The organism is Lichenicoccus roseus (assembly GCF_005844085.1).
Lineage (GTDB): Bacteria > Pseudomonadota > Alphaproteobacteria > Acetobacterales > Acetobacteraceae > Lichenicoccus > Lichenicoccus roseus.
On sequence record NZ_VCDI01000016.1, the window covers coordinates 1 to 21,260 of the forward strand.

Consider the following 21,260-nt stretch of genomic DNA (forward strand, 5'->3'; position numbering starts at 1 on the left):
CCAGCCAGCATGGTGAATCAAACTCGCGCCGCGTCGGGCAAGAGCTTTCGAGTCGGATCGGTCAGATCGTGCTCTAGCACGCTTCGCGGTCCGTCCCACAAACTGGACTAATTGGGACTCAAGCCGGCGGGCCGAGGCGAGACAGGGTCGAGTGCCAGTGCAAGATAACGTCCTTTATCATATTTAAAGTATGAGGTAGGCCACTCCCTTGGTAAGGGAGTGGTCCAGGGTCCCGACGATCGTGCTGGTGGAGGCGCCCAAGCCAGAGATCGCGGCGGCGATTGGCGTTCCCCTGGCCCGTCTGAACGATGAACGGGTCGGCCACGCCGATCGGCGGACGCCTCTTGCCGTTACACTGACGGCGCCCGGCGCGACCGAGATCGTCGGGGGCCTCTGGGGCTGGACGATCCGCGGCTATCTCTATGTCGACCTGCTGTTCGTGCCGGAAACGCTGCGGGGCAGCGGCGGCGGCCGCAGCCTCATGCACTAGGGTCCGGACCCATTAGCGGGATTTCCAACAGCCGCGGTCTGTGATTCGCTCCTCGTGATGGGGAGGCGCGGATGGCGACGGACGGAGTATAGACAATGTGACTACTTAGGTGACAGCGCTTGAAGCGGCTGGCAGCCCCATCCAGCACCGTCACGTATTCGGATGTTTATGGAGCAGAAACCCCGTGCAGGGTCAGCTACATGCGCGTAAGTAAGGCGGACGAGATCCAGGCGCTCGACCTGCAACGTGTTGGCCTGCTTGCGACTGGTATAGAGCCGGAGCGCCTCTACGACGACCACGCTGCGGGCAAGCGCGACGATCTCCCCTGCGTAGAGGCGTGCCTTAACGCTCTGCGAGAAGGCGAAACGCCCGTCACTTGGAAGCTGGACCGCCCCGACCGCGACCTAAGCCACCTGGTCAACCTCGTCCACGATCTGACTGGCCCGGGCGTGGGCCTGAAGGTCATCGCCGGCCAGGGCGCCAACCTCGACACCACGACGCCGATCGGCCGCATGGTGTTCGGCATCTTCGCGGCACTTGCCGAGTTCGAGCGCGAGCGGAACGTGGAACGCACCGATTCCAGGCTCGCGTCAGCGCGCGTCCGGGGAGCAATGGTGGACGGCCTTTCAAGATGACAACAGTCAGACTGCGCCTCTCACAGGCGGCCATGAGCCAACCCGCCGCCAAGGTCGGGGAGCTCTGCGCCGAGCTGGGCATCACGCGCCAAACGCTTTGCCGGCATGTGGACTCCAACAGCGCGCCGCGGCCAGACGGGAGGAAGTTAATCGAACACGCGAGCCGGAGTGCACGAGGCCCGGCCAACGCCATTGAGGCACCGGCGTGACGCAGCGCCCGCCGCGGCCAAGCCGCGCAGCCGAGGGTTGCGCCTCAGGAACTCCGAATGACGATACGGGATCGCGCCCAGTCACGCAAGCCGAGCATCCTATTGACTTCCTGCGGCTGTTCGAGGCCCTGCCCTTCATATACGTCGTGGTCACCGCCGACCCCAACCACGTCATGGTTGCGGTAAGCGAGGAGCGCTGCCGCGCCACCATGACTAGGCGCGAGGACGTGATTGGCAAGCGGCTCTTCGACGTCTTCCCGGACAATCCTGCTGACAGCTCCTCTAGCGGCACGGGTAACCTGCGAGCCTCCCTCGCTCGCGTCGTGGGGACGGGCGCGGTGCACCGCATGACGCTCCAGCGCTACGACATACGGCGCCCCGACGGCACGTTCGAAGAGCGCTGGTGGCAGCCGCTTAATACGCCTGTGCCTGGCCTGCACGGTGCGATCAGTTACATCCTGCACACGGTAGAGGACGTTACCGCGTCCGTACTCGAGCGACAGGACGCTGCGAACGCGCTGCACGCCGAGCGCGAACGCAGGCACGCAATCTCTGAGATCATGGACGAGCGAACCGCCGAGTTGCACAAGGCGGAGGAAGCACTGCGCCAGTCGCAGAAGATGGAGGCTGTGGGCCAGCTCACCGGCGGCATCGCGCACGACTTCAACAACATGCTGCAAGCCATCGGGAGCAGCCTAGAGATGATGCAGCGTCGGGTAGAGCAGGGCCGTGCGGAGGAGGTGGCCCGCTTCGTGGACGGCGCGCGAGCCACGGTGGCACGCGCCGCGGCCTTGACCAACCGCCTGCTCGCCTTCGCACGGCGGCAAGCGCTACAGCCCAAGCCGGTCGTGGCCAACACGCTGATACGAGGCATGGAGGAGCTGCTGCGCCAAACAGTTGGGCCAGCGGTCACGGTCGAATTGCAGATGTACGACGGTGTCTGGCCTGTGCTTTGCGATCCAAACCAGCTTGAGAGCGTCCTGCTGAACCTGGCTATCAACGCCCGCGACGCAATGCCGGACGGCGGGCGGCTGACCGTTTCGACCCGGCACGTTCGCTTGCCAGACGCGGGCATAGCCGACCAGGAAGGAGTGGCGCCGGGCGACTTCGTCGAGATCGCGGTCGCTGACACCGGCACGGGAATGGACCCGACGGCACGGGCGCGCGCCTTTGAGCCATTCTTCACCACCAAGCCTTTCGGGCGAGGGACTGGGCTGGGCCTGTCTCAACTCTACGGCTTTGTGCGCCAGTCTGGTGGGGTCGTGCAGCTCGACAGCACCCCGAACCAGGGCACCACCTTACGCGTGCTCCTGCCACGACAGGAGTGTAAGCACTCTGCGATCGACGCATCAGCACAGGTGGCGGAGCCGCCGAGAGTTACCGTGGTCGAAACGGTGTTGTTGGTCGAGGACGAAGACGAGGTGCGCGCCGTGGTGGCGGAGCACCTGCGCGATTTGGGCTATGCGGTGCTGGAGGTGGCCGACGGTCCTGCCGCCCTGCGCGTGTTGCGGTCAGGCCGGCACGTGGACCTGCTCGTGACCGACGTGGGGCTGCCCGGCGGCATGAACGGACGGCAGGTGGCGGACGCCGCGCGCGAACGTTGGCCGAGCTTGCCGGCGCTGTTTATTACGGGCTATGCCGGCAGTGTGCTGCGAGACCAGCTCGCTGAGGGCATGGACGTGATCGGCAAGCCGTTCTCTTTTGATGCTATTTCCGACAAAATAGGGGCCATGCTGGACGCAGCGCGCGCCAATCATGCAGGAGACGGCCTGAAAGGACGATGAGGCTCATTTGGATAACAGCCTGGCAAGAGCCGAGGCGGCGCGCTTAAGCACTGCGAGAGCAACCCGAGCGCAGGTGTCGGCAGGGGAAAAAACTGGGGCACGCTGATCATGTTGGTGGGTTTCGCGGTCACCGCCCCGGCTGCTTATATATTAGCAGAACGGCGATCAGCTCGGGCCGCATGCCTGGCTGTTCTGCTGTGCTGAGGCGGCAGTGCTCTACTGGCGGCAGGTGGGCGACGAAAGGCAAGGCATGAGTGTCGGGCGCCTCAACTCGACTGCGCCCTGCCCTATTACTCCGGCTTGATCCGGGTGTTGCCGTGCAATAGCTCGACACAGTGCCCCGTTGTCGTCCAGGTCTGAGCGCGATCGTCGTGGACGAGCCAACCGCCCGCACCCTCCACCGCCAAGCCGTCGAGGCTCGGCAGCTGACCCTGGCCCTTGGTGAAGAGAAGGCCGAAGGCCTTGTTTTCCGCTTCGCGCTGGAGGCGTCAGCGGCCGCTGGTGTCGAGCGCGTCGTGTTCCTGGCTTTGCGCGGGGACGAGGGGCAGGTTGAGTGTTTCTGGCCAGTGCCGCTCGTCGTACCATCTACTGGCCGAGCCGGCACGGAGCCGGTCAGCTGCGCCTACTTGGTGATGAGGTGTAAAGGCATGAGCTGTTCCGCTATTGGCCACCCTCGCCCTCCTATGAACACGGGATCTGCAACATCTTGGCCTTCTAACACCCCTGAAGGCCAGGACGACCTATCGACCGTGGCTGCTCCTGAAGGTCTCTCACATCCTGGCGGCGAGACAGCCCGCCGCCGGTCGCTGGCGTGGCACGCGAAGATGCGGCCGCTGCTGCTGGATCTGTGCGCCCAAGGCCTGAGCAACAAGCAGATCGCCGACGTGCTGAACCAGCGAGGCATCCGGACGCAGCTACGCGCGCGCTGGCGGCCGGATCACGTTCGCAAACTCATCATGTCTCCGCCGGCTTAGCCGGCCGTAGTACGGCTATATGCCGGATCCTCTCGGTCCGCTGGCAGCGGTCTGAACCGTGCGGCTCGGGAGGATCACAGGAGGTCCAGTTGACGATGGAGGCCATAGTAGCTGCCTGAACCACAGGGGAAGCTTTACGTTTGATGCCCGGGAGGCAGTCATGGCGAACATAGCAAAGAAGACCGACCCGAAGCTCTGGGACAAGGTCAAGACTGACGTCACCGAGGGCGACAAGGGTGGCAGGCCAGGACAATGGTCCGCGCGCAAGGCGCAGCTGGCGACCCAGGAATACAAGAAGGAAGGCGGTGGCTATGAGGGCGCCCAGACGCCTGACAACCACCTGGCGCAGTGGACACGCGAAGAGTGGGGAACGAAGTCGGGTGCCGAGAGCGGCAAGACCGGTGAGCGCTACCTACCAAAAAAGGCGCGCGCGCACCTGAGCGACGCCGACTACAAGCGTACTACCGAAAAGAAACGGTCGGATACGGCGAAAGGCAGACAGTTTTCGGCTCAACCGGGCGACATCGCCGCCAGGACTGCTGGGGACCGCGAGACCGGTCACGCTTCCACCCGGGCGGATCTGCTGGAGCAGGCGGCGCGCAGGGGGATCCCCGGCCGCTCGAAGATGAAGAAAGCGGAACTCAAGAGGGCGCTGCAGACCCATGGCTAAACTGGACAAAGACGAACGGCGGGACATTGCGCACGAGTTCAAGTCAGTCGTGAACATGACCTCAGCAGCGTTGAGCTCATGGCTGAAAACGGACGAGAGCCAAGCTGTTGGCATGACTGATGAGGGAGGAAAGGTGACTGGATCCGAGGAACACGAGGCGGTCGGCCACAAAATGGGCCGCCGCATCCTGTCGTTGCAGGCGACTAAGGCCACCGATCTGTCAGACGACGATTTCGCGGCGATGCGCAAGGTCATTGGCTACGTACACCGTCACATCAAGCAACGGCCTCATGGCGACGTCACTGACACCCGCTGGCGCAAGTCACTTATGAACTGGGGACATGACCCACTAAAATAAACCTAGAACAGGGCGAGCGTGGACACGAACATCGGCCCAATACGAATATGTCTTCTGGCTTCAAGGTACCGGGCGTGGGCGCCACGGAGCCCTCGCGGGGCGTCATAAGTTCGATTGATCCGAGTTGAGCCGCCCGGTCCTCTACGTTGAGAAACTTATCGAAGGGCAAGTGCGCCTCTCAGACTGCGGTCCGAAATGCGCTGCTTTGTCGTGTGCGTTGGACATGGCCCGTCGCAACGACCTGCACATTCATCGATGCAACCCAGAGACGCTCCGTTCCAATCTCGCCTGCTGGTTTGAGACCTCCGGGCGCCCAGCTCCGCGCTTCCAACGCCAGGGGCAGCAGCATAGTCGACCTGGAAAGCAGCCGCGCGATGGGTCTTACCGAGGCGAGGTTGGGCGATGTTCTGGTGATCTTGACTGCCGTCTAAGCAGTCGCTTACCTAATCCGATATCGACTTGCTAGCTAGCGACGCTGGAGATTGCTGTCGACCGTAGGTTGTGCAGGAGCGGCCGGATGCCGGATCAGACGTTCATCTATCGTGATTTGCTTTACACGGTGTCGGGCGAGATTGAGACGGAGCGTTTCTGGACTGCATCAAGGAATGAGCAGGTCATCGCGACGGGCCATGTCCGGCGCACACGACAGAGCAGCGCCTTCCGGACTGCAGTTCGAGAGGCTCAAGCCGTCATTGATAGTTTTCTCGACGCAGAGGAAATGGCGCCCCGCATCGGACCGGTCGCGTAAGGGTGGGGGGAGAGCATAAATTGTTAAAGCGGGCTTGGGCTGAGAGTTGGCTGCTACCTTCTAAGCCCCGGCTCGATCCGACTCGACTTCAACAGCAGGCCGCCGAGCCGGTGTAGCTGGTGGTGTTCTCCGGCGACAGCATCACCCGCTCGGCGGCGATCGCCGCGCTGAACGCCGCCGACCGCCAGTGGCGCATCGCCTTCAGCAGCGAGAGCCTGCTGTCTCTGGTCGTTGCCCTGCGCTCGGGCTTCGGCGTCAGCGCGCAGACCTCCATGCTGGCGGGGCCGGAACTCGAGGCCGCGCCGAGGGCAGCGGAGCTACCGCTGCTTCAGGAAACCGAGGTCGTCGTGCTGGTCCGCGGCAGGACTCGGAGGGGTCGGCTGGAGCCATCGTGGCCCATTGGCGCCGCCGGTCCGAGCGCCGGTACTCGGGCGGCGGACTAGCCTCTATAGACCAGCACAACCCCGTCCGCGTGTATCTCGGGGGCCGCCGCATCGACCCGGTCGTGGCGGCTAGGCGTCTCGGCGCACACGGGTCTGCAGCTGCGCGCCGACATGGGATTCACTTCCACCAGGAGACGCGCACCAACGACCAGTGAGGCGCAAGCACCACGGCGAGCAAGGCTTACCGCAGACGTCGGCAGGAATACCTACATTGCCATCGCCCACAACGGGACGGGCAGCGGCGTCCAGTTCGTGCAGCTGACCAACACGCCGGGGCTCAGCTTCAACGACCTGATCAGCCACCACTCAATCCAGACCTGATCTGGAGCGGCAGCTCCAGCCTTCGCCGCTTTCTGGCGACGGCAGCCGGCGGCCGGCCTGGACGCTACCGACATCGAGGCGGCCCTATGGCGTTCCGGCTTGGTCGGTTGACCTCTGACCGCGCTGCACAGCTGTCGTCACCGAGTCTTTTGTCCAGGGCTTGCCGTCCCGGCGCGGAACCTTTCGCGCGTTCAACAGCGTGACGATTTGCTGAATGGTCAAACCGCGTGCCCGCATCTCGTACGCGAGGGCGATACCACCGCGCTCGATCTAGGCACTTTCATCGGCCGGCGCATTCCCCCCAAGTCCTGCCGCGCGTCTTTGTGTTTTAGTTCGACTTAGCTCGTCCCATCGAGGCTCGAAAACCATAGGCGATTCCGTAGTCGTGGCTTTGCCGCGATATCGGTTCTTTGCCCCGAAAGTTTCATGCAGCATCGTCTGGCCGGCCATCGCGAGCCGGTTCCCGGTCGTCGGCATGGCCAACGACCGGGCGCCACAGTCGCTCTTGGGGGAGCTTCAGCTTCCGGCTTAGCCGGAGACCGGGTCGCGTTAGTAGCGCGGCCGGTGCCCGAATATTGTCACCGCTTCCCGCGCTGGGCAACTGGCTGATCAGTCCGGCGGCGCTTCGGCCGTCCGGTGGTGGGCGCGGCCAGCCAAGACAATCGGTGTGATTTCTTTGCTGCCGCACTGGTACCGGAAACGGAGCACGATCAGCGGCACCTCTCCCCTGCCGGCGGCGACCGGCGCCGAGAGGCTGGCCGGCCGGATACGGTCGCAGGCTTTGCAACAGCGCGATCAACCTGCCCGCGCCGGCATGTCCTGGTCGACCAGGTCGGTGACGCCGACATCGCGGCAGCCGGCTGGCGCAGGAGGTGCCAATCCTGGCGGCTGCGCCGGTCCGGACCGAAGTCCTGGACCGCCTGTGGCGGGCGGGCTTGGTCGACGGCTGACCGGCGAACGCCGCCCCGGCGTGTTGGTGACAGGATGCGGCTCATCGTGGCGCCAGCCACGCTGTCAAATCAGCAACTCGACGCAGTTTACCATCCGCATCTAGCTTGGCTTATGCCAGACCCATCCCAACTCGCCCTGTTCGTCGTCGCCGCCTTCCTGCTGGCCATCACGCCCGGACCCGGCATCTTCTACGTTGCTGCGCGTACACTTGCCGGTGGTCGCGCCGAGGGTATGGCGTCAACCTCCGGTACCGGGCTCGGCGGCATAGTGCACGTGCTGGCCGGCAGCCTGGGGGTGTCTGCCATCGTGCTCGCGAGCGCCAAGCTGTTTACTGCCCTGACGCTAATCGGCGCTGCCTATCTGGTGTGGATGGGTGCCCGGACGTTCCTGTCGGCCCGCCGGGAGACTGCAGCCGCCCTTGCCGGCGAGACCATGACTGCGGCGGTCGGGCCACGGCGGGCCTTTCGCGAAGGTATCCTGGTCGAGGCGACCAACCCGAAGACGGCGGCCTTCTTTCTGTAACCGACGAACGAAAGACGGCGCTTCACGATACCTTCCGCCCCTTAGTTGCCTTCAGCGTCTGAAACCGCCACCGCTAGACCGGCACCACGTAGAATGAGGTGTTGCTGTCGATAGACGGCAACAAGCGTTGCCAGGCTGGGCGGCTTAGCTTCAACATAACGCCCTCCGCGCTCTAACCGAATGATGGTGCGCCGGTTGAGACCCGAGGCGACGGCGGCTCGATCGATTGTCCAATCGAGATAGGCCCGAGCGGCTCTAAGCTGCGCAGAAGTCACCATGGTCGGCCCTGCTTGTGTAGCACCAAGTATCGTGTCACTTCAGGTGACATGGCAGGTAAGAGCTAGCCTTCTGATGACAATCTCGGACGCGCATTCACCGGACCGAATTGTGCTTCCCGCAAGCGTCTCGGACGAGTTGCGGTTGACCGAGTTGCTCGCTGCTGTTGCGGCACGAGACAGCTTTATCGCCGTTGCGGCTCATGAACTCAGAAATCCTATGACACCTATCGTAGGACAGATCGAGCTCCTGCTCAAAGGCGTTAAGGCTGGGAAGTATTCCTCCGCCCAAGTCGAAGAAAGACTGACACGGATCCATCAAAGCATGCAGAACTACTTGCGGAGGGCGGCCACTCTGCTTGATGTCTCCAGAATTACGAGCGGTAACTTCAAGCTAGCGCCAGCACCATGTAATCTCGGGGAGATCATTCGGCTAGTTGCAGAGACCTTTGGCGAAACGGCCCGTCACGCGGGAACCCTGCTTGAAGTCGACGCCCCACAGAGCATTCCCGGATCTTGGGATCGCTTGGCCTTGGAGCAGGTCATCGACAACCTCGTCTCGAATGCCATCAAATATGGAGGCAAAAGCCCAGTGCTCGTGTCGGTCGAGGACCCAGCGGGTGGTTCTAGCGTTGTCATCAGGATCAGAGACCACGGACCTGGCATCTCGCCTCAGAACAAGGAACGCATCTTTGGCCAATTTGAACGAGCCATTGGAGCGGACGAACGACAGACCGGATTTGGCGTCGGACTTTGGGTCGTCGGCCAGATTGTTGAGGCAATGGAGGGTGTCATCTCCGTCACCGATGCAGAGGGAGGAGGCACCGTCTTTGAGGTTGTTCTTCCAAAGTACTCGAAGGACAAGCCATGACTGACGTAGGTGTCGCCGTTTTAGAGAGAGTGCAAAGCGGTGTTCCAGGCCTAGACGTCATCCTCGGGGGAGGCTTCCTCAAAGGAGGCCTTTACATCATCCAAGGACCACCTGGCACGGGCAAGACCACCCTCGGTAACCAGATCTGCTTCAACCATGTCGCTCATGCAAACCGGGCGGTCTTTGTTACTTTGCTGGCTGAATACCACGCCAGGATGATGCAGCATCTGAGTGTGATGAAGTTCTTCGACGCATCGAAGATCCCAGACCAGTTGTCCTACCTAAATGGCCTAGCAGCGCTTCATGAAACGGGCTTGCGAGGCTTTGTCTCTCTTCTTCGAAAGGAGGTCACGTCTCGCCGGGCATCTGTGTTGGTCATTGATGGCCTCGTTACGGCACGACGCCTGGCACCCGACGAGCAAGCCTTTAACGAATTCATTCATGACCTACAGGCCGTGGCTATCGCGGCTGGATGCACAGTCTTCATCCTCACGAGTTCACGTAGCGACGTCATCGAGCCTGAGCACACGATGGTCGATGGTATTGTTGAGCTAGCGGATGAGCTGGCAGGCTGGGCAGCCGAAAGCTCGCTCCAAGTTGTAAAGTTCCGTGGCAGCGGTTTCTTGCGGGGCCGGCACGCCTACAAGATCACCAGCGGGGGCGTTGTTGTACATCCTCGGATCGAGGCACTCCTATCGCGGCCATCACGACCGGACCAAGGTGGCGACGGTGACGGAAGGGTTGTGAGCGGACTTGAGCAACTCGATACGATGCTGGGGGGTGGTCTGCCTGAAGCTTCGACGACCATGGTCATGGGGCCCTCCGGCACGGGAAAGACGACGCTTGGGCTCGAATTTCTTGCAGCCTGTACTGACACCACGCCCGGCCTCCTGTTCGGCTTTTACGAAACCCCGAAGAGGATCGACGCCAAAGCAGCCGGAGTTTGTCCTGCTTTGCGGAACCTCATCGACAGCGCCGTTGTAGAGGTCCTCTGGCAGCCCCCAACCGACGATTTGCTGGATGCCTACGGAGAGCGCCTGTTGCAGGCGGTGAAGCGGCGCAAGGTCAAGCGACTCTTTATCGATGGCCTTGGCGCGTTCCAGAGTGCTGCTGCGGGCAGTGGCAGCGATCGGATCGGCATGTTCCTGACTGCGCTGATGAACGAGATGCGCATTCTCGGGGTGACGACGGTTTATACACTCGAGGTTCCGGACATCATGGGACCGAGTATCAGGACATCTATCGGCGATCTATCCAGTCTGGCTGAGAACCTGATCTTGATGCGGTTCGTGGAAGCCGGATCGCAGCTTCATCGTCTCATCTCAATCTTGAAAGTCAGGGATAGCCAATTCGATCAATCGCTCCATGAGTATGAGACAAGCAGCCAGGGCCTCATTATCCGGCCCAACTCAGAAAGTGCTCAGGCTATCATGCTCGGGGTTCCCATAGTCGCGCAGCGCGAACGCAATTCCGGGCCGGCACGAACTGGACGCAGGCGCTAGCCATGGGAATTGTGCTCGTCGTCGACGATGAATACGGCGTTGCCGACCTGATCGAGGCGATCCTTACCGATGAAGGACACCGTGTGCTGAAGGCGCCAAATGGGCGGCAAGGCCTGGAGCTGCTGACCAAGGAGCAGTTTGATCTGGTGTTTCTCGACTACATGATGCCGGTAATGGACGGCAGCATGATGTTGCGGGTCATTGAAGGACATCCTGAGCTCAAGAGGATCCCAGTGGTGATGATGAGCTCTATGCCCGAGGACAATGTCGCTGAACGTTGTTCGGGCCACGTCGCGTTCATGCGCAAGCCGTTCTCCATCAACGAGGTGATCAAACTCGCGATGAGGTTCATTCCAAGCTCAACCGAGTAGCGAACAGACCGATGCTTGAAAATAAGAACTTTCACCGGCGGCTAATCGAGTAGCCCTTCACGCTCAGCGCCCGTTGCTCGACCTACAAACTTGACGGATTACCTGAAAGTTAAGAAGGCAATGTTTAGCGGAGGACCGAGTTCAAGAGCCAGTGGCACGCGGGGGCTGCCATTAAGGTGGCCAGGAACCGAACGCTCTGACGGAAGATTAAGGGAAAGTGAGATGAGGCGCGGCACCGCTACCTATAGCAGGGGGCGGAGCACGGATTGGACTGACCTCAACACTCTAAACAAGACTTTCAAGCTCGCTTTCTATCCGACCGATTGTGCAAGCGAGCTGTACCTCAAGCCCGACGCCTTGGTGTAAAATGCAGTTTACTTCGGCTGATATCTCGAATCTTGAGGAGGAAGCGCACGACTGGATCGTCGCACGCGCTGAGCGGCAGATTGACGAACAGTCCAACCTTGCCAAGGCACAAGACGCTCGGGCGGTCATGATGCTTACAACAGCTGTTGTCTTGTCGACCCTTTCTGCCCTTATAGCTGCCATTGCCATCGCAGTGCCAAGGGACACGATATCTGTATCGGTCGCGTCTCTGTCGGGGTTGGCCGGTTTCAGCCTAGCTTCAACCCTTGTGCTGTTTTCGGTCAGGTCTCCGAGCTTCAACATTTCTGGCGCGCCGCCCTCCCAGGTTGTGGAGGGATGTCCTGGACAGGAGTCGCTCAGGGACTTGCGTAAATCTCATGTGTTGAACCTCGAGCGGTGCATAACCGAGAACCGACGGCTGCTAGAGCAGAGACGCTTTTTAGGAAATTGGGCCCTATGGACACTGATGGCGACACCATTGATCTCTCTTCTCTATGGATGGCTGGCCTCCACCGGTCGTCACTAGCTGGAACGCCTCAGTGAAAGGAGAGCAGAAGGTTCTTCTTGCCAATTGAGTGTAACAACAAAATTCAGTGTGCACGAAGGAACCAGGTCACCTGCTCCCGGTTCAAACGACATAGCCCTAAGGCAGTTGGCATCGACTTAGCTAGAAAGTTCTGATGTTCGCGCGACGCTAGCTCACCCTCGTGACCTAGCGTCGCGTGGTTCTCAAGGACGAGATCCATATGCGTCGAGGGCAGTACGTTGAACACCACAAGTGGGCCGTGATGCTTCGCCGTCACCAACTGGTCACCACACGCGTCTGCCCATAGAGGCTTAATTTACACGTTACTTAAACTGCTCACAATGAGGAACCGTTCAATGGCTGAAGAGACCATCGTTGCTATCTTTGACTCTGCCGAGCATGCCGAGGCAGCAGTGCATGACCTGACTGCCGCGGGCGTCCCCGCCGGTGCCATTTCCACGCACTCGCATAGCGGCTACGTCGCCAGCACCACCGGCACCTCTGCGCCCAAGGCGCCGGGCTTTTTATCGCGACTGTTTGGTGGCGAGACTGACCACGATACAGCCGTGTATGACCGCAGCCTGGAAGCTGGATCTACGGTTGTCTCAGTTTCGGCTCCTGATGAACACGTTACGGCGGTCAGCGAGATCCTTGAGCGGCACAATCCGATCGATATCGATGAGCGCGCCTCGACCTACGGCAGCGCGGCGGTTGCTCCCACATCAACAGCCGGCGCGGCGGCCGCCACCACAGGTATAGCGAGAGGATTGGCGGACCGAGGTATAGCAACACCGGCGATTGGTGAGAGCCTTCAGCTTGCCGAGGAGCAACTGGTTGTCGGCAAGAAGCTCGTCAACCACGGCACGACCCGTGTGCGCCGCTTCGTTGTTGAGACGCCGGTTGAGGAGCAGGTCACCCTGCATGATGAGAAGGTCATCATTGACCGTCAGCCGATTGCCGATGGTCGAGCTGTTGATGGCAATGCCTTCACGGACCAGGTGATTGAGATGGCCGAGACGGGCGAAGAAGCCGTCGTCGGCAAAACCGCCCGCGTGCGCGAGGAGGTCCACCTGCGCAAGGAGGCGGTTGACCGTGTGGAGACGGTTCGTGACACTGTTCGCCGCGAAGACGTTGCAATCGAGAACGTACCGGGTGCAGTTCCGGTTGAACGCAAGATCTGATGGCTGTCTCTCCTTTACGGTCTTGAAGGAGGACTAGAACAAAGTGTGGGCTGGTTGCGCATAGGCGCTTCCAGCCTCATTGCGTCTCCGTCAGCTAACTGCATCATCCTGACTCAAGCAAGAGCCGGAGTATCCCTGGGGCCACGACCGCGCCACCGATTGGCAATCGGTATCGTTCAGGGCGAGGCTGAGGCTGAACCTCAAAAAGCCGAGGTCGTTGGTCGACCTCTGACGAAGTTGGGATAGATGCAAGTGGCGCAGTATGAAGAAGACGCTCAGGATCACACGCCGGCCGAAAGTCTGCTGCTGGCTTACGCAGCCATGCTTCCAATTGCCAGCGGCACAGCAGCTTCGCTCGCTCTAGGGCGGGAGCGCGGTGCTGCTCTGGAAGTAAGCACCATTCGGTTTGCGGGAGCGGTGCTCTGCTTCCTAGCGGGGGTGCGTCGCGGCCTGAGCTTCAGGCAGTCAGGCGGCCCGACAGTAGGCCAGTTGGGGGTCATGTTCAGCACGTTCAGCCTTGGCTCTGGGGCGCTACTGCTGCCTCCACGTAAGCCGGCGCTGCTCCTTCTGCTGTCGGGATTTGGGCTGCTCGCACTGCTCGATCCTGAGGCAGCGCGAACTCATCAGGCACCACGCTTCTTCGCGCGACTACGCCCCGTGCAGATGGTGATCCCGATTGCCAGCCTCGCCGCGTTATTCTTCCGGAGGTCTAAGACTGTGAAGTGACTTTCTTGCCAAGCAGCCGCGACAGGCTCGCCGGGCGATCGACCACCTGCAGCCCGGAACCGTCTTTCCGGCTAGCAGATCAATCGGTAGGCATCGCCCACGCTCAATCCAGCACGGCACGCTCGACCTGCAGCTCGGTCGCTCTCCCCGCAATGTCCGCCCCCCTTAGGCGAGGCTTTGCCGCCCGACCTGGATTACGTTCCACTGTTTCTTTTGATCCAGCGTTAGCTCTCCGTCGCGCGCGAGCTCTAGCCCGGCAATCAGCGTGCTGGCCAAGGCCGATGGTACCCGGATGTTGCCCACCCTCTTCTCCCCCAAATCCGGCAGAAAGGACGTCAGCGCGCTGCCATACGGCAGCACTCTCAGCCGGTCGCAGATGCGCGCGATTGATCTCTGCACTGGCCATGGCGTGCGCGGCGGCAGCTGGTAGGCGTTCGCTAGGTGGTTCGGTAGCGCCAGGGCCACCAGACAGGCGCGCATTAACTCTGTCAGACCGCCGCCCGTGATTGGGGCTTCTGCAACCCCCACCCCCGCCCTACCCCGCGCCCAAACATGCAGCCCGAGCTGCTGCCGGCGCTCTAGTCAGTCGGCGGCTGCCTGAATGTGCTGCCGGCTGAGCAGCTGCCGCCGCAGCCCCTTTGCCTTGCGAATTGCTGCCGGCGCCTCCGGTTCGCTGGTCGGCAGGATCAGCCGCGCGCGCAGCTGGGTTAGCGTCGCTGCCATCACCAGCCAGTCCGCCAGCGCGACAGCGATGACGCTGTCGGGCGCACGCCATCCTGCTACAGGGCCTGCTCAAGCGCGGAGGGCAAAGGCCTCAATTAGCGCCACGATCGACAACCGCAATAGGTCGAGACGGTGTGTAGCGCGACAGGACTGATGGCCGGTTAGCGACACGAAGATAGCCGGTCGCTGCGCATTCTGAAGATGACGTTTCTGGCTCCGCGGGACAAGGGAAGAAGTTGAGTGTCGCTGGTCGTGTCGCTCCTCGGATGTCTGCGGGTCACATCTACTACCGGAAATACGCCAGCCGCTCGTGGCAATCTCGCGTCACCTGCCGCGCTCGTCGACTACTGCGAGCGACGTTGATCGGATGCGGGCTCTGTGGCCAAATGCCATGGGTGTAGAAGTGACAGCCTGGGGGCAACTTATTAAATTACTATTTGTCTATCACGACTTCGATGTAAGCGCCGGTGGTTATGTCCATGCAGGTAATGCACTAGCCCAGACGTGGCACGCGTTCATCTCTCCGAAGGCGGCGAACGCACAGCCATTTCAGACAGCGCAGCCGGCGCCCGCTCGGGCAACGCCGTCGACACCGGCCGTGACGCAGGCGACGGGTGAGCCGAAGTCACTCACCGTGAAGGTCGACGCCGCCGTATACGCCAGCTTGCGCGCGTACTGCTACTCGCAGGAGCAGGCTACGGGGAGGCGGGTCAGTCACCAGGATGTCAAAAAGCAGGCGCTGGTGAGCTTACTGGGGGCCAGCAAGGGCTAACCGGCCTCCACGGCCCGCCGTCGGTCGATCAGGTAAATAGCTTCTCGACGACTATGTGATCGGCATGGGGCTCGTCCCGGCGGCGTATTTGCATGGGGAGACGATGCCCTCCAGATGGATAGTCACCTTACTCACCCGCCTGACGACAAGGCGGAACCCATATGCCTCAGACCTGCGGCTCCGGTATCCGACGCCGCCGCTATGGGTTCCGACCCACAACATGACGATAGGCCAGCGGCTGGCGCACGATGAGGCGTACCGTGGACATATGCAGGCTTGGATGCTGGTGCGGTTCCGGCGGGAGCGGGCGCGTGCCGCCGAATTCGGGTGCACTCGCTACGTCTGGCGGTCCTCTGGCGATGATTGCGCTCGCTGCTCGGCACTGGACGGCCGCCGGTTCGCCTTCGGTCTGCCACCGGTTGGCGGCCACCCCGGTGAATGCCTGGAGTGCGGTCGTGGCTGGTGCCGGTGTGCCATGGAGCCGATCAACGCGGGGTTCGACTAGGAGCCGCTCTGGTGTGAGGCGGTTCCAGGCCTTGCAGCGGCGTCGATGACGGCGTCCTGGTCAGCGTGCAGGCGGTGCGAGAGGAAGCGCTCGCGCAGGTAGAGCCCGGTTCGTTCGACCGGGCTCAACTCGAGCGCGTAGGACATAGCTTCACCAAACTGATGTTGTCTGGCACCTGCAGAGTGCCCGCAATGTGTCTTCCAGCACCATGAGGACCAGCCGCTTGGTCCTGGTAAGGTTCTGACCATGATGAGGACATAATGGGAACGGACCAGTGGCTGCTAGCCGATTTCGGGCCGCGGGTGTGCCGCTCCCGACAGCGCGAATGACCAGGGACAGTGGGCATGGTGTCCCGGGCCGTTGCGCTGCTTGCCGGAGGATCGTGCCTCTCGACCTGGCGGCCTTCGTCCGGAGCAGACTATAGGCTAGACCAGCGTCCAAGTACCGAGCAACTGAACGGCACCACAGTCAGCAGGAGAGCCCGAAGTTGGAAAGCATTGCGCACGTTGTTTTTGGCCTTGAGGAGGTTATTGGTAGCCGTAGCCGTATGGCGCTCGAACATCCAGGCGATCACCGCTACGCCAACGCTGTAGCACTTGCCCGACGTCTAGTCGCGGAGCTCAAGGCGCTCAAGAGCCCGTTAATCCATGAATTTGAAACCTTGTGTTCCAGCATCACGGCAGACAATTCTCTAGGCGTTGATGTGTCTCGCATCGGCGCTGCGTATCGAGGCCACCTTGGCTTTCTTGCGTTTCCGCATAATGCTGAAGCCTATCTCAAGACGCTGATCGGGTTGGCGCGAAACCATATGCCCGAGCCGACTGGGCATCAAGGCGGCGGATCACCATGACCAACAGCGTCTTTGAGCTGTACTCACCGCCTTAAGACGACGTAGAGAACAAACACCGCGAGGCCCGCCAGAGTGTAGATAATGAGGCTTCTCTCTTCCTTCGGTGTAAGGTCGTCGTCATCGTCATCACCGATCGGGGTCATGGAACGTCTCTCTGGGCTGCCGCAGTGGGGGCGGTTCAGGAGGATGGTGTGATCGCTACCGAACCTATTCCCAGGCAGTCGCGTGCTGAGTTACCGCCTCCTGAAGGCTCGCATCGGAGGTTGACCGTGGCTTGAAGATCGCCATTCGTCCCGCCATGCCGATAAGATCGGCATGCCGCTCGATGACCGAGTATCCCGAACGGCCGACATAGTCGTCAACGAGGATCCGTGCATCGGGGTTGTTGGCAAGCTTCTGGCAGCAGAGAAGCGTCGTGCTGACGCGGAAGCGACCATCAACTAACACTAGGTCGGGCATGTCACCAACGGTGATGCTCTCCCACGGCGTTCCAGAATAGGAGCGCCACTGAGCCAATCGGCTCGCCGACAACCTCGTAGCACGAAGAGGCTTCCCCCATGGGCCAGTCAGCCCAATGTCGGCATGGATCAGTCGCTGGTTCGCCGACAGCTTACCTGTCGCCTTTCGAACCGAGCGTAGGAACCACCAATCGGTGTCGACAGAGATGAATCGCTTCTTGTTGCGGGCAGCCATCAGCGTGCTGCCACCGCTACCATACTCCAAGTAGAAGCTAGATTTTGTCAGAAGGTCGATGAACACCCGTTTAGAAGGTTCATCGAACTCCGGCTCAGTCGGAACCGCAAAGCCGATGACCCGCTGGCGAAAGAAGAACTTCCCGAGGTTGTAAGCTTGATGGACTCTGCGTTTTATACCGAACATTGCAGTCACTCCATCGATAATCAGCCGGTAGGTGGGTATGGGCAAACTACAATAGCCTTAAACACTAGCAATAACTAATCCAGAGCCATCAGTCGGGAGGCTTGCTGCGCTCGCGAAGGCGTGTGTATTTCACCCGCGACCCACCCACGGGCCTCCCGCCCAACCTGCTCTACTTCGCCCCAAACCAAAGCAGTCGGTGCCCGCTGCATCGCCCGCCAAGCCGGCCGCTCGGACTCTCGCTCGTCCTGCTCGCTTTCGGAAATCGCCTACAGATATTCTAAATCTTCGAGGTTGAACTCAGGCGGCTCGGGTGCTTTGGCCTCCGGCTGCAGCCTGTGGAAAGCCGCCGCAGCAAGCCGCTTGGCTGCCGCCGCCCGCTCCCCGCTGTCATCTCGGCGGTTTCTGATGCCGAGCATCCAGGCTTCCATGCAAGAGGAGCATTGCGATGCCGACCTGTTCGAGATGTTCGGCGCGATAGAACGCAGGTTTACCTTGAGTTTGTAAAAGGCAACCAATGAAGACCAGACCGAGGACGTCCGGGCGCCGTTGCGGCGGCCTCGGTCTGGCCCCAGCAGCGGCCGGCCTTGGACCGGGTGGCTGAGCTGGTGACGGCCGTGAAGGAGGGGAGCGGTCTAGCATGCTCATTCTGGGGGCAATCGGGCTTCGACACGTGACGCTTTGGCTTCCTCTTGGGGCACCTGACTAGGACGCCCAGCCGGTAGCATCCAGAACAGCGCCAGGACGGTTACTGCTGCAACATTGCCGATCTCACCACGGCGAGCGTGAGCGACGTGGACAGCGGGGTGCAGGACAGCCTGACCATCGTGCTGAGCAGCGCGGCTAACGGCACCCTGTCCGGCACCAGCCTGACCGCCAGCAGCACGGCCGGCACCTACACCCTGGCGGCCGCAACGCCGGCCACCCTGACCGGTGAGCTGCAGGACCTGACCTTCACGCCGACGCTGCATGAGGCCGCAGCAGGCAGCACGGTGACCACGAATTTCGCGCTCACCGCCAGCCAGACTGCCGGTGGCAGCATTGTCACCTCGGCCACCAACAGCACCACCAGCGTGATCGCCACCGAGACCTCGTCCTACAATGTCATAAACGACCCTGCGAACGGCCACGCCAAGATCTACGGCACCTCCGGAAACGACCAGATCACCGCGTTCGGCACCCAGAACCAAATCTATGGCGAGGGCGGCAACGACCTGATCAATGCCGGCGCCGGCCAGGCGATCGTCTCGCTCGGCAACGGCAACTCGACGGCGACTCTGGGCGGCAGCTCCAATGCCGTCGTCGGGGGCGACGGAAACATGACGGTGACCGGCGGTCCGGGCGGCTACAACGGGGTCGCGCTGGGCAACGGTAACGATATGGTGAAGGTCGGCAGCACGCACGACATCATCGTACTGGGCACGGGGACCGACAAGGTCAGCGGCATGCTGGGCATGTCGTTCATCACCACCGGCGGTGGTAACGACACCATCGTGCTCGGGGGCGGGCAACACGGTCGACGCGGACGGTGGCAGCAACATGATCTCGAACGGCACCGGCAACGACACATTCATCCTGCCGGGTGCTAGCCTTGGCTTCGACGTGATCGCCGACTTCACCAAGACCAACGGCGATGTGGTGAACCTGCATGGTGCGCTGCAGGACACGACCTGGAACGGCAAGGCCAACACGCTGAGCAACTACGTGAAGGTCACCGACGTCGGCAGCAACACCTACATCGCCGTTGCCCATAACGGGACGGGCAGCGGCGTCCAGGTCGCCCAGCTCACCAACACGCCGGGGTTGAGCTTCAACGACCTGATCAGCCACCACTCTATCCAGGCCTGATCTGGATCGGTGGCCTTAGCATTCGGTCGCGTTCCGGAAGCGGTGTATGGCCACCGCCGTCGGGACCGGCGTGACTGTGTCGCAGCAGCAGCAAGTCCTTCCCCGTTAATCGTTCATAAGCGCGTTCATAACAACGGCAGAACCTGTAGACAGGTGTCAACTATCTTGTAACGATCGTTGTTTTCGAGACGGTCGTCGCCGATGTCTGCGCGTCACATCTACTACCGGAAATACGCCTGCCGCTCGTGGCAATCCCGCGTCATTCGCAACGCCCGACGACTAATACGAGCCACGCTGATCGGATGCGGGCTCTGCAGCCAGATGCCGTGGGTGTAGTAATGGAGGCCTTGGGGCAACTCGTTAAATTGCTATTGGCCTATCACAACCTCGGTGTGAGGGCCGGTGGCAATGTCCACGCAGGTAATGCACTGGCCCCGACGTGGCACGCGTTCATCTCTCCGGAGGCGGCAATCCGACGGTGACCATCGCAGCAGCCCGGCTGGCGGTGCGTTCGATTGATCCCCGCACCGCACGCAGGGCACGGGCGGGGGCAATTACGTGTCTCGATACCGGCGTTGCTCTTGATCACTCCAGGAGCATTGCAACGACGGTAGTGATGAGCAGCAAGGCCAGCGTTACGTTGAAGGCCCGCAACCGTCCGGGCTGCTGTAGCAGCCGGCCGCCACTGGCTCCGACCAAGCCCCAGCTGCCGACGCACGGAAAGCTGACGAGTGTGAAGACCAAGCCGAACAGCGGCCCGAAGATGAGCGGATTACCGCCCGGTGGGAGGAATGTGGCAGTGGTAGCAACCGCCATGATCCAGCCCTTGGGGTTGATCCACTGGAAGGCGCATGCGCTCCAGAAGCTCAGGACGCGTGCCGGACGCAGTTCACCTCTTACCGGGGCGGTCGCGATCTTCCAGGCGAGCCAGGTCAGCCAGATCGCGCCAGCAACCTGCATCATCCGCTGCAGCAAGCGGCTTTGTGCCAGCGGAATGCCAAGTCCGCACGCGACAAGGGCTACCATCACACCAAAGCCGATTGCGACACCGGCCAGCTGCGGCAGCGTCCGCCGCAAGCCGTGCGTGGCGGCAGCGCTAAGCATCATGATGTTGTTTGGGCCCGGCGTTGCCGAGGCGCTGAAGGCGAAGCTCAGCAGCGGCAACAAGGGAAAGCTCGGGTCTGCGGCGTGTCCTGGCACGATCGGTTCCTATCTGGAGCCGGTGGCTGGGGTGGCGCTGCTAAGAACCCCGGCCGGACCGGCGGAGTTCTAGGGACGTTTTAGGCTGCTATGCCTAGTCGCACGTCTCCTCGGCCCCACCGAAGGCGATAATCCAGACGAGACTGATGAGGGAGACGTACATGATTACCCGCTTAGCAGGTCTGTGATCGTGAACAAGGGGCTTCCTCTGGAACGCGGATGTGGCAACTACCCACCCACACCTGTCCGGAAGATCTGCAGCGTCACCGCCGGTCTGATCGGCGCGCTGAGATCAGACCGATCGGACCGCCGGGCGCTGTCCTGGACGTTTTGCGCGGCCGGCAGGGTGGCGGGCGGAGGCACTTTGCCCTGCTGCCCGTCGCTTGCCCTGGGCGATCAGGGCGCACAGCAACGCCGTCACCAGCACGGCGGCGGCAATCCACAGGGTGATGATAAGGGTCAGCATGGGGGGCTCCGGTTCCCTAGCACCCCATTGTAACGCTTTGGCTCCATCTCCATGACATGCCGATTGCGCATGCCGGGCTGCCGCCTGTCCCGTTCCG

26 protein-coding genes are annotated in these 21,260 nt (G+C 61.7%); 18 read left to right on the top strand and 8 right to left on the bottom strand.

Annotated elements, in window-relative coordinates:
• Positions 1 to 241 precede the first annotated feature (241 nt).
• The 8 genes from FE263_RS21525 (at position 242) to FE263_RS21560 (ending at position 6,311) form a co-directional block, all read left to right on the top strand.
• The gene (locus FE263_RS21525) at positions 242 to 490 is read left to right on the top strand and encodes a hypothetical protein (RefSeq protein ID WP_138328104.1); all 249 of its coding nucleotides are present in this window, start codon (positions 242 to 244) and stop codon (positions 488 to 490) included.
• A 119-nt stretch (positions 491 to 609) separates the two neighbouring features.
• Positions 610 to 1,125 (top strand): recombinase family protein, encoded by a 516-nt coding sequence (locus tag FE263_RS21530; RefSeq protein WP_456306586.1) that lies wholly within the window; start codon positions 610 to 612, stop codon positions 1,123 to 1,125.
• Positions 1,126 to 1,330: 205 nt separating this feature from the next.
• Positions 1,331 to 3,118, top strand: coding sequence for an ATP-binding protein (locus FE263_RS21535; protein ID WP_138328105.1), 1,788 nt, complete (start codon positions 1,331 to 1,333; stop codon positions 3,116 to 3,118).
• A 371-nt stretch (positions 3,119 to 3,489) separates the two neighbouring features.
• The gene (locus FE263_RS21540; RefSeq protein WP_138328106.1) at positions 3,490 to 4,092 is read left to right on the top strand and encodes a recombinase family protein; all 603 of its coding nucleotides are present in this window, start codon (positions 3,490 to 3,492) and stop codon (positions 4,090 to 4,092) included.
• Between the two features lie 160 nt (positions 4,093 to 4,252).
• Positions 4,253 to 4,762 (top strand): hypothetical protein, encoded by a 510-nt coding sequence (locus FE263_RS21545; protein ID WP_138328107.1) that lies wholly within the window; start codon positions 4,253 to 4,255, stop codon positions 4,760 to 4,762.
• Complete coding sequence (locus tag FE263_RS21550) at positions 4,755 to 5,120, top strand: DUF3140 domain-containing protein (RefSeq protein ID WP_138328108.1); 366 nt, start codon at positions 4,755 to 4,757, stop codon at positions 5,118 to 5,120. Before FE263_RS21545 ends, FE263_RS21550 begins: the two co-directional genes overlap by 8 nt.
• Before the next feature lie 517 nt (positions 5,121 to 5,637).
• A complete protein-coding gene (locus FE263_RS21555; RefSeq protein WP_138328109.1) occupies positions 5,638 to 5,868 on the top strand; it encodes a hypothetical protein in 231 nt (76 codons plus the stop codon).
• 119 nt (positions 5,869 to 5,987) lie between these two features.
• Positions 5,988 to 6,311, top strand: a complete 324-nt coding sequence (locus FE263_RS21560) for a type 2 periplasmic-binding domain-containing protein (protein ID WP_138328110.1) — start codon at positions 5,988 to 5,990, stop codon at positions 6,309 to 6,311.
• Positions 6,312 to 6,716: 405 nt separating this feature from the next.
• Here the strand turns inward: FE263_RS21560 and FE263_RS23070 are convergent, their stop codons facing one another.
• Positions 6,717 to 6,902 carry a recombinase family protein gene (locus FE263_RS23070; RefSeq protein WP_408886232.1) on the bottom strand — a complete coding sequence of 62 codons (186 nt, stop codon included), beginning with the start codon at positions 6,900 to 6,902 and terminating at the stop codon, positions 6,717 to 6,719.
• Between the two features lie 792 nt (positions 6,903 to 7,694).
• On the opposite strand from FE263_RS23070, the gene FE263_RS21570 reads away from it, so the two are divergent.
• From FE263_RS21570 to FE263_RS21595, 6 genes are all read left to right on the top strand, one after another.
• Entirely contained in the window at positions 7,695 to 8,105 is a 411-nt protein-coding gene (locus FE263_RS21570) for a LysE family translocator (protein WP_138328112.1), read from the top strand.
• Positions 8,106 to 8,525: 420 nt separating this feature from the next.
• Entirely contained in the window at positions 8,526 to 9,251 is a 726-nt protein-coding gene (locus FE263_RS21575; protein ID WP_171034276.1) for a sensor histidine kinase, read from the top strand.
• A complete protein-coding gene (locus tag FE263_RS21580) occupies positions 9,248 to 10,753 on the top strand; it encodes an RAD55 family ATPase (protein WP_138328114.1) in 1,506 nt (501 codons plus the stop codon). The genes FE263_RS21575 and FE263_RS21580 overlap by 4 nt, the downstream gene beginning before the upstream one ends.
• 2 nt (positions 10,754 to 10,755) lie before the next feature.
• A complete protein-coding gene (locus FE263_RS21585; protein WP_138328115.1) occupies positions 10,756 to 11,124 on the top strand; it encodes a response regulator in 369 nt (122 codons plus the stop codon).
• A gap of 1,248 nt (positions 11,125 to 12,372) precedes the next feature.
• Positions 12,373 to 13,197, top strand: coding sequence for a YsnF/AvaK domain-containing protein (locus FE263_RS21590; RefSeq protein WP_171034277.1), 825 nt, complete (start codon positions 12,373 to 12,375; stop codon positions 13,195 to 13,197).
• Between the two features lie 246 nt (positions 13,198 to 13,443).
• The gene (locus FE263_RS21595) at positions 13,444 to 13,923 is read left to right on the top strand and encodes a DUF3429 domain-containing protein (RefSeq protein WP_138328117.1); all 480 of its coding nucleotides are present in this window, start codon (positions 13,444 to 13,446) and stop codon (positions 13,921 to 13,923) included.
• 165 nt (positions 13,924 to 14,088) lie between these two features.
• On the opposite strand, the gene FE263_RS22315 is transcribed toward FE263_RS21595, so the two are convergent.
• Both FE263_RS22315 and FE263_RS22320 read right to left on the bottom strand, forming a co-directional pair.
• A complete protein-coding gene (locus FE263_RS22315; RefSeq protein ID WP_171034278.1) occupies positions 14,089 to 14,403 on the bottom strand; it encodes a hypothetical protein in 315 nt (104 codons plus the stop codon).
• 102 nt (positions 14,404 to 14,505) lie between these two features.
• A complete protein-coding gene (locus FE263_RS22320; RefSeq protein WP_171034279.1) occupies positions 14,506 to 14,649 on the bottom strand; it encodes a hypothetical protein in 144 nt (47 codons plus the stop codon).
• 388 nt (positions 14,650 to 15,037) lie between these two features.
• Between FE263_RS22320 and FE263_RS21600 the strand changes: the two genes are divergently transcribed.
• Positions 15,038 to 15,418 carry a hypothetical protein gene (locus tag FE263_RS21600; protein WP_138328118.1) on the top strand — a complete coding sequence of 127 codons (381 nt, stop codon included), beginning with the start codon at positions 15,038 to 15,040 and terminating at the stop codon, positions 15,416 to 15,418.
• A gap of 501 nt (positions 15,419 to 15,919) precedes the next feature.
• Here the strand turns inward: FE263_RS21600 and FE263_RS22325 are convergent.
• Complete coding sequence (locus FE263_RS22325; RefSeq protein WP_171034280.1) at positions 15,920 to 16,069, bottom strand: hypothetical protein; 150 nt, start codon at positions 16,067 to 16,069, stop codon at positions 15,920 to 15,922.
• Positions 16,070 to 16,410: 341 nt separating this feature from the next.
• Here FE263_RS22325 and FE263_RS21605 point away from each other — a divergent pair, with 341 nt between their 5' ends.
• On the top strand, positions 16,411 to 16,773 hold the full coding sequence (locus FE263_RS21605) for a hypothetical protein (RefSeq protein WP_138328119.1): 363 nt from the start codon (positions 16,411 to 16,413) through the stop codon (positions 16,771 to 16,773).
• Between the two features lie 207 nt (positions 16,774 to 16,980).
• Here FE263_RS21605 and FE263_RS21610 read toward each other — a convergent pair whose 3' ends face one another.
• Together FE263_RS21610 and FE263_RS22330 are read right to left on the bottom strand one after the other, a co-directional pair.
• Positions 16,981 to 17,697 (bottom strand): hypothetical protein, encoded by a 717-nt coding sequence (locus FE263_RS21610; protein WP_138328120.1) that lies wholly within the window; start codon positions 17,695 to 17,697, stop codon positions 16,981 to 16,983.
• A gap of 221 nt (positions 17,698 to 17,918) precedes the next feature.
• Positions 17,919 to 18,068 carry a hypothetical protein gene (locus FE263_RS22330; protein ID WP_171034281.1) on the bottom strand — a complete coding sequence of 50 codons (150 nt, stop codon included), beginning with the start codon at positions 18,066 to 18,068 and terminating at the stop codon, positions 17,919 to 17,921.
• Positions 18,069 to 18,434: 366 nt separating this feature from the next.
• Between FE263_RS22330 and FE263_RS21615 the strand changes: the two genes are divergently transcribed.
• Both FE263_RS21615 and FE263_RS21620 read left to right on the top strand, forming a co-directional pair.
• On the top strand, positions 18,435 to 19,238 hold the full coding sequence (locus tag FE263_RS21615; protein ID WP_138328121.1) for a calcium-binding protein: 804 nt from the start codon (positions 18,435 to 18,437) through the stop codon (positions 19,236 to 19,238).
• A complete protein-coding gene (locus FE263_RS21620) occupies positions 19,189 to 19,497 on the top strand; it encodes a type I secretion C-terminal target domain-containing protein (protein WP_138328122.1) in 309 nt (102 codons plus the stop codon). The genes FE263_RS21615 and FE263_RS21620 overlap by 50 nt, the downstream gene beginning before the upstream one ends.
• A gap of 585 nt (positions 19,498 to 20,082) precedes the next feature.
• Here FE263_RS21620 and FE263_RS21625 read toward each other — a convergent pair.
• Positions 20,083 to 20,664 (bottom strand): LysE family translocator, encoded by a 582-nt coding sequence (locus FE263_RS21625; protein ID WP_240760060.1) that lies wholly within the window; start codon positions 20,662 to 20,664, stop codon positions 20,083 to 20,085.
• Positions 20,665 to 20,989: 325 nt separating this feature from the next.
• Complete coding sequence (locus tag FE263_RS22335; RefSeq protein ID WP_171034282.1) at positions 20,990 to 21,163, bottom strand: hypothetical protein; 174 nt, start codon at positions 21,161 to 21,163, stop codon at positions 20,990 to 20,992.
• Positions 21,164 to 21,260 lie beyond the last annotated feature (97 nt).

Excerpts from the sequence above, each read along its gene's own strand:
- FE263_RS21570 (WP_138328112.1), top strand. The coding sequence starts at position 7,695 with ATGCCAGACCCATCCCAACTCGCCCTGTTCGTCGTCGCCGCCTTCCTG.
- FE263_RS21595 (WP_138328117.1), top strand. The coding sequence starts at position 13,444 with ATGCAAGTGGCGCAGTATGAAGAAGACGCTCAGGATCACACGCCGGCC.
- FE263_RS22325 (WP_171034280.1), bottom strand. The coding sequence starts at position 16,069 with ATGTCCTACGCGCTCGAGTTGAGCCCGGTCGAACGAACCGGGCTCTAC.
- FE263_RS21555 (WP_138328109.1), top strand. The coding sequence starts at position 5,638 with ATGCCGGATCAGACGTTCATCTATCGTGATTTGCTTTACACGGTGTCG.
- FE263_RS22335 (WP_171034282.1), bottom strand. The coding sequence starts at position 21,163 with ATGCTGACCCTTATCATCACCCTGTGGATTGCCGCCGCCGTGCTGGTG.
- FE263_RS21585 (WP_138328115.1), top strand. The coding sequence starts at position 10,756 with ATGGGAATTGTGCTCGTCGTCGACGATGAATACGGCGTTGCCGACCTG.
- FE263_RS22315 (WP_171034278.1), bottom strand. The coding sequence starts at position 14,403 with ATGCGCGCCTGTCTGGTGGCCCTGGCGCTACCGAACCACCTAGCGAAC.
- FE263_RS21580 (WP_138328114.1), top strand. The coding sequence starts at position 9,248 with ATGACTGACGTAGGTGTCGCCGTTTTAGAGAGAGTGCAAAGCGGTGTT.
- FE263_RS21590 (WP_171034277.1), top strand. The coding sequence starts at position 12,373 with ATGGCTGAAGAGACCATCGTTGCTATCTTTGACTCTGCCGAGCATGCC.
- FE263_RS21550 (WP_138328108.1), top strand. The coding sequence starts at position 4,755 with ATGGCTAAACTGGACAAAGACGAACGGCGGGACATTGCGCACGAGTTC.
- FE263_RS21620 (WP_138328122.1), top strand. The coding sequence starts at position 19,189 with ATGATCTCGAACGGCACCGGCAACGACACATTCATCCTGCCGGGTGCT.
- FE263_RS22330 (WP_171034281.1), bottom strand. The coding sequence starts at position 18,068 with ATGCTCGGCATCAGAAACCGCCGAGATGACAGCGGGGAGCGGGCGGCG.
- FE263_RS21545 (WP_138328107.1), top strand. The coding sequence starts at position 4,253 with ATGGCGAACATAGCAAAGAAGACCGACCCGAAGCTCTGGGACAAGGTC.
- FE263_RS21600 (WP_138328118.1), top strand. The coding sequence starts at position 15,038 with ATGGGTGTAGAAGTGACAGCCTGGGGGCAACTTATTAAATTACTATTT.